The sequence below is a fragment of the Granulicella aggregans genome, from assembly GCF_014203275.1.
GTDB lineage: Bacteria > Acidobacteriota > Terriglobia > Terriglobales > Acidobacteriaceae > Edaphobacter.
On record NZ_JACHIP010000058.1, the window covers coordinates 1 to 6,701 of the forward strand.

Here is a 6,701-nt window from a genome sequence, read left to right on the forward strand (position 1 = left end):
TGGACTTCGTCTCGCTCTCATATAGGAACAGCCAGCTGATGTTCTTCCCTGGAAACGGCGACGGCACGTTTAAACAATCGTCTACTCTCACTGTTCCAAATCTGTTCTCTCCCGCTTCGATTGCCTCAGCTGATTTCAATGGTGACGGCAAGCTAGATCTTCTGGTGGGTTCTAGCGACGTCGCGTTTTTGGTTGCGGGCAATGGTGACGGCACATTTCAATTGAATGCTCCCAGCGCTCTTCCTCTGCCTGACCAAACCAATTTCAGTCAGGGCATCAGTCCCTTGGTTGCTGCCGCCGACATGAATGGAGATGGAAAGATCGACGCAATCGCCGCAGACGATGGATCTGACACTTTGAGCGTCTTGTTGAATGACGGCACCGGAAAGTTCTCTCAGTCCATCACCGCAGCCCTCGATGATGGCTCAGGGGCGATCCAAGTAGGGGATCTGAATGGCGATGGCCTTCCAGACGTTGTCCTTGTCAACTACAAGACTCAGAAGATTTCCTTCTTCCTTTCGGCCATCGTGAAGACTACACCCACCGTTTCAATTCAGAGCAGCGCCGCACAAGCGCTCGTCGGTAGCTCCGTCACTATCACGGTTCAGGTTAAGCCCTCAGCCTCGAATACGCCTACCGGCACGGTCACGCTCACAAGCGGCACAACGTCCTACGGTCAGCAGACACTGAATACGAGCGGTCAGGTCAGCTTCACACTCCCCTCGCTCGCCGTGGGACAGTATCCACTCTTCGCTTCCTATGCTGGCGACACCTACAACAACAGCGCGACCAACACCTCTGCTTTCGTCCAGGACAGCACTGACTTCCAGTTTTCCCTGTCTTCGTCCACTCAGACCGTCGCTACAGGAGCGGCAGCGACTTACAACTCCACCGTCACACCTACAGCTGGATTCGTCGGCCCGGTCAACTTCTCGTGTGTGGGCCTTCCGGCGGGATACACCTGTTCCGCTCAAACGGTCACCGTGACTGGGCAGGGAGTGAACTCGCCAGTGATTGTCTCGCCTCCGTTGACGGCCTCAGGTTCTGCGAAACGACTTCCTTTCCAGTCGGGCGCGACGACCTCCTTCCTGGCATTGGGTGGTATCTGCTTCTACTTGCGCCGCAGGCGAATCAGTCAGCTTTTGCTTTGTATTGTGGCGCTTGCTGCGTGCAGCGCTGCAATAGGTTGCGGTGGCGGCAATTCAGGGTCGAAGCCGTCTGGTTACAAAGGAACGAGCAACTTCACCATCACGGCAAGTACTACTCAAGGCGGGATCACCGTGGCACATCAGGTGTCCGCAACTCTTACGGTTCAATAGTCACTCGTGAGCTCCTTCTGTTGTCTGATGGACGATACTCTCCCGGTTGGCCCAGTCCTCGTTTCGGAAGAGTACCAGGACGGCCGAACGTAGGAGTCACTAGCGCAGCGCGTTCGCCCACGACAACTCCGGTTGTCGTGGGTAGCGCCTTCTGCCATGCATGCGCGAACTTTTACCGCGGCACAGGACGTAATCAGACCTTCCCTAAACCGCTGCCGACTCCCCCATCCCCATATCGACCGTCTTCAAATCCACCGACATCCGCTCCCGCGTGTCATCCGCCGCAACCCGCACCAGCTTCACCACCGAGATATCGTCGCTCTGCCCAAAGCTCTTCGCTGCCTCCGCAATCGTCCGCACGCTCGGCCTGCCGCGCATCAACTCCGCCGTCCGCTCAAAGCCGTACATCTCATCCTTCGCGTTCTGCGCCTCCAGCACGCCGTCTGTATAGAGCGTGATCTCGTCGTCCTGCTGCAACTGGAAGCGGACCGCCTCGAACTCCGCCCCGGGGATGAGGCCCAGCGGGAGCGATCCCTCCACCGACATCTCTTCTCCGTTCAGGAACGGCGCAAGATGTCCGGCGTTCGCCATTGCGACCTCGCCGGTCGCGCTGACATGGAGCACCACGCAGGTGGCAAAGCCGCCGCTGGTGCGTCCGATCAGCCGGCGGTTCAGGCCGTTGAGAATCTCGACCGGGTCCATCGTGTAGTCGGCCAGCGTCCTCACCGTGCCCACGATCAGCGAGACCGTCATCGCCGCCTTCAGGCCTTTGCCGCTCACGTCGGCCAGCACGATCAGCACGTCGCCCGCATCGCCGGGAAGCACCTGGAACATATCGCCGCCCACCTCTTCGGCCGGCCAGTAGAGGCTGCTGATGGCAAAGCCTTCCACCGGCGCGACCGACTCCGGCACCAGCACCTGCTGCACCTCGCGCGCGGACTTCACCTCTGCCAGCAGCGCCGCCTGCTGCCGCCGCTCCAGCGCCTGCTGCCGGACGACGGTCCAGACCATCACCACCAGCACCGCAATCTCGAGCTGGGTCTTCAACGTCACGTGGTACGGGCCAAGGTGGATCGCCGCGCCCGCGATCAGCGCCGGAAAGTCGATATGCGTAAACCGCTTGAACTGCCCCAGCGCGCCGCTTACCAAGTTGTAGGCCTCGAGGGCCACGCAGGCCAGGGCCATCGGGAGTAGCCCAAGATCGCGCCGCCGCCGTAGCCCCGCCGCGACCAGCACAAACAGGTAGAGCGGCACCACCGAGTAGATCGCCGTCGTCACCCCGTCGATGACCTGCAGCACTGGCCGCCCCGAAGCCCACATGGAGATTGTAGCCACATCCACCGCGTTCGAGATCAGGTACACCGCGACGAAGATCGCTGTCGTTCGCCGCCACAGCCTCTCCCTATCCAGGCCGAAGAGCGTTACAACCAGCATCCACACCCCAATGTCGGTGCCCGCGCCGACAAGCTGCGTCTTCAGTTGGGCCCATGCAAAGTCCGCGGACCGCTGAAGAGCCGGAAACGCAGCCGTAATGGCACACGCGGAGCACAGCAGAAAGACCCCAAGCCACAGGTTCAGCCTCCGGCTCCTGTTGATCGCCCACAAAGCAAGGGAAAAACTTCCAATCACCGCGAAAAAGACAAACAGGACCACGGGGATCAACCGTGCCTGCTCGTACTTCACGTCGGCCAGTTTCAGCCGGTCTTCCAGCAGCTTGCTGTCTCCAATCGTTGGCGGGCCATTCAATCCGCCTCCGTCACTCGCATCCTGGGAACTGAGCATGGACTTCCACACCCGCACCGCCAGCACGCCCTTCAGCCTTCCCTCCGCGTCCGGCTTGGGCAGAGAGTAGACATCTGCATAGTTCCGCAGGTGCCAGTGCGCATGGGGCGGCAGCGACCCATCTCCGCCGATCTTCTCCCCGTTCCAGTAGAGCTCGTACACATCGTCGACCGGCGGCATGGCGATCGAGATCGGCCCCTTCACGCCATCCATCTCGATGGCCCGCCGATACCAGGCGAAGCCGGTGTAGCCGGGGTGCGTCTGCGCGCCCCAGGTATCGTCGGCGGTGATCGCCTCCCAGCCGGCAGCCGGAGTGGTGTCGTCGAGCTTCGGGTCTTTCCAGGCGAGGTCATCGCCGGTGTGGAAGCGCCAATCGCCTTTGACCGTCACCACGCCCTTGCCGGGATAGGGTGCCTTAAACTCCTCCGCCTCTCCTTGCGGGTTGAACCAGCCAAAAACACACAGCAGCAGCACCAAGGAGCCAAGCAAACGCTTCATGCAAACCTCTTACGAAAACTCTGGGGAAGCGATTAGCTTACGCCTCAGAGCATACGGCCCAACCTCCCCTTACTCCAACTCTTCAGGCACCGCTTTTCTTTGGGAAGGCCCCCGAGAAATGACACAGCACAACGGCAAGAACCTGGTGCCTTTCTCTTTATTTAGTTAATCACCCGCCGCCGAGGCTGTGGGTTTGTGGGACAAGCGCTCTATGCTCGTTCCAAGCGCTTGCGCGTCAAATCCATAGCCTGCCGTGGGTGAAGCCCCTGCTCTGCTATGCCTACTTCGCTTTCCCTTTATGAGCCGGAGCAGGCGGATTGGGCGCTACAGGAACCGTCTGAGCAGGCGTAGAGAAGAACTGCTCCATACGGCCTAGCCGATCATCCATGGCGTTCTGTGTGCGCATGACGGCAAGGTATCCGAATAGCAGACCTCCGACCATGCCAAGAAGAAAGACAAATCCCATAGCCAGCCGGTTCCCCTCCTTGACGTTCTGCATGGGGTCCCGTCAGAAAACGAACAATAAAGCACGCTAGCGATCTGCTGGCTCCGCTAAGCCGCTCATCAGTGTGAGCAGTTCTCAGAAGTCATCTTCTTCTTAAACGCCTGCAAAACCGCAACCGAGAACCGATTGCGAGAACGCTAAAGTAAGGATCTAGGCCGGTGCTTTCTCGATTGCAATCATTCTCGCAAACCAGCGTTTGTGAGAACGTTTGGATGTAGCGCTTTGGACTTCAACGCCGGAGGAAGCTCGCCTGAATGGCCTCCGCAGGGCCGCCTGGGCATCTGTGAGGGGTTGCAACCGGAGAATGGTCCCTTGTACAGGCGGTCAGGCCCCTTAGCGTGCTTTATTGCCCATTTTCTGACGGGACCCCTAGTAAGTGGTTTGTCGTTATCCTTGCTTAGCCTATATCCATCCTGTGTAACCTATACGACGAAGCTTACGTAGTGTTGCCTAGGCAACTGTCGCACGTGCGACATAGTAGTATGATTTTCACATCTGGTGGGAACGCAAGCCAGTTTCTCATCAGAGAAGTGAGACATTGGGAGCCCCCCAAACCCGTCTCCTCTGCGATAGCAAAGGAGCCCATGTCCTCTCACCTCGAAAGCCGTCTGCTCAGCTCGCTGTCCTCCAACAGCCGTAATTTTCTCCTCTCGCGTTGCATAGAGGTCGATCTTCCCCTTAAGAAGTGCCTTTACGCCGCCGACGTCATCCCTGCTGACGCGTATTTCATTACCTCTGGCATCGCCTCTATCGTCACTGCCATGCCTGATGGTACGAGCGCTGAAGTCGGTCTCATCGGCCATGAAGGGATGGTTGGGGGGTTACATCTTCTCGGTCCCACGAAAATCGCTACCGAATGCTTCGTTCAACTCAACGCCACCGCCCTACGCATCCCCTTCGCATTCCTATTAGAAGCCTTCCACACTAATGAAGAGATACGCGGGCGACTCCTGGAATTCACCCAAGAGCAAGCTGTAACTCTCGGTCAGCTTGCAGCCTGCAATCGTCTGCATGAGACCGAGCAGCGCCTTGCTCGCTGGCTCCTAATGGCTCAAGATCTCACCAACTCAAGCATCCTCGAGTTCACTCAGGAGTTTCTAGGCATGATGCTCGGATCCCGCCGAACGACAGTCACGGTCATCGCCGGAGCCCTGCAGCGCGGCGGAATGATCGAATACAGCCGGGGCAAGATGAGGATTCTGGATCGCGAACGCCTTGAAGCCGCCGCCTGCGTTTGCTACCCAATCACTCGATCTCTTACCCACGACCTCTACACTCACCCGCTCGCGTCCCATCCGTGGAACCATCGCGTTCTTGTCCCTATTGGACTCGCCGTAGTCCACGCCTAAGCCACTTCTGCCTGCTGGGTGTAGTGACCCCAACAAGGCTACCCCGTTGCAATGATGGTTGAATAATCGCGGATGTTGCAGGTGAGCATCTTCCAAACCTTGCAAAATAATCTCCACCGCGTGAATTTTCAGCTTGGTTCTCGTAGCTGTGATGGCGATCGCGGATGAGGTCAACTCCCAGCTCGCTTAAGCCTTGACAGGGTACGTTGCAGAGTCAAAGATCGACGCTGAGCCCGTTTTTGCGTGACAACTGGGCTGGGAATTCGGTCTAGGCGTCACTTGAATGTGCCTTTTTAGGTGCCTTCTTGCCCTTGATTCTTTGCTCATTTTCATTACTGAGGAGTGCCGCATTGTGCTCGAACTTCTGATCATGAAGAACTACGTTCAGCAAAGACTTATTTACGTGGATCCTGCCGTTGTACTCGATGAAGCCCAAGCTTCGAAAGCGGTTCATAAAAAAGCTCACACGAGACCGGGTGGTGCCGATCATGTCGGCTAGCGTCTCCTGAGAGATCCTTGGAATCAATTTTTCAGGTTCACCAGGTTGTCCAAACTCTGCCATGAGCAGCAGGATTCGGGCTAAGCGCCTCTCACTTGAGTTGAAGAGCTGATCGACCAGATCGGCTTGAATCCGCATACTGCGGGCGACCAGGAAGGAGAGGAACATATCCGAAAAAGCATTTTCCTCATGCATGACGCGCAGCATCTCATCACGGCGAATCTTAAGCACACTGCAGACGGTCACGGCTGTAGCGGTCGCCATGTGAAGGCCAACGATGGCGGCTACCGACTCCTCACCAACGAAGTCACCAGCAGAGAGAAGCGTGATGGTCGCCTCTTTACCAGCTCCCGACACCACCGTCAGTTTCGCCCGGCCTGTCTGTATGTAGAAGACGTGCTCAGCGGGATCTCCTTGAGTAAAGAAAACGCCTTTTGAGGGTATTTCTACTATCCGTCGACCTAGACCGGCGGTAGCTAAAAAGGCTGCCGGATCGAAAGGGACTGTTGCTGAAATCTTCATGCCGTCACCTCACTGATCGGAGAAGCTGGAAATGTCATGTGATCCACATAGCTTACATCGATCAAATGATCGAAGATGTCCAAGAGCACTCTTCCCTTCTGGTCTCGATCAGGCCGTCAGCATACGGTACCCACGACAACTTCGCTTGTCATGGGTCATTTCAATAACGTCGTTTTCTATAAACGACCGATACGCAGCAAAAAGCTATCGCTCCGTGGTCCTCATTT

The 6,701-nt window shown here is 57.3% G+C and carries 5 protein-coding genes; 2 read left to right on the forward strand and 3 right to left on the reverse strand.

Annotation, left to right across the window (positions count from 1 at the left end):
- Nucleotides 1–1,319: FG-GAP-like repeat-containing protein (locus HDF16_RS29850; protein WP_184224562.1), on the forward strand; the 1,319-nt coding region annotated here is incomplete at its 5' end.
- Between the two features lie 204 nt (nucleotides 1,320–1,523).
- Here the strand turns inward: HDF16_RS29850 and HDF16_RS29855 are convergent.
- Together HDF16_RS29855 and HDF16_RS29860 are read right to left on the reverse strand one after the other, a co-directional pair.
- Nucleotides 1,524–3,599 (reverse strand): PP2C family protein-serine/threonine phosphatase, encoded by a 2,076-nt coding sequence (locus HDF16_RS29855; protein ID WP_184224564.1) that lies wholly within the window; start codon nucleotides 3,597–3,599, stop codon nucleotides 1,524–1,526.
- A 280-nt stretch (nucleotides 3,600–3,879) separates the two neighbouring features.
- On the reverse strand, nucleotides 3,880–4,098 hold the full coding sequence (locus HDF16_RS29860; RefSeq protein ID WP_184224566.1) for a hypothetical protein: 219 nt from the start codon (nucleotides 4,096–4,098) through the stop codon (nucleotides 3,880–3,882).
- A gap of 590 nt (nucleotides 4,099–4,688) precedes the next feature.
- On the opposite strand from HDF16_RS29860, the gene HDF16_RS29865 reads away from it, so the two are divergent.
- On the forward strand, nucleotides 4,689–5,453 hold the full coding sequence (locus HDF16_RS29865) for a Crp/Fnr family transcriptional regulator (protein WP_184224568.1): 765 nt from the start codon (nucleotides 4,689–4,691) through the stop codon (nucleotides 5,451–5,453).
- A 268-nt stretch (nucleotides 5,454–5,721) separates the two neighbouring features.
- Here the strand turns inward: HDF16_RS29865 and HDF16_RS29870 are convergent, their stop codons facing one another.
- The gene (locus tag HDF16_RS29870) at nucleotides 5,722–6,474 is read right to left on the reverse strand and encodes a Crp/Fnr family transcriptional regulator (protein ID WP_184224570.1); all 753 of its coding nucleotides are present in this window, start codon (nucleotides 6,472–6,474) and stop codon (nucleotides 5,722–5,724) included.
- Nucleotides 6,475–6,701: the final 227 nt, after the last annotated feature.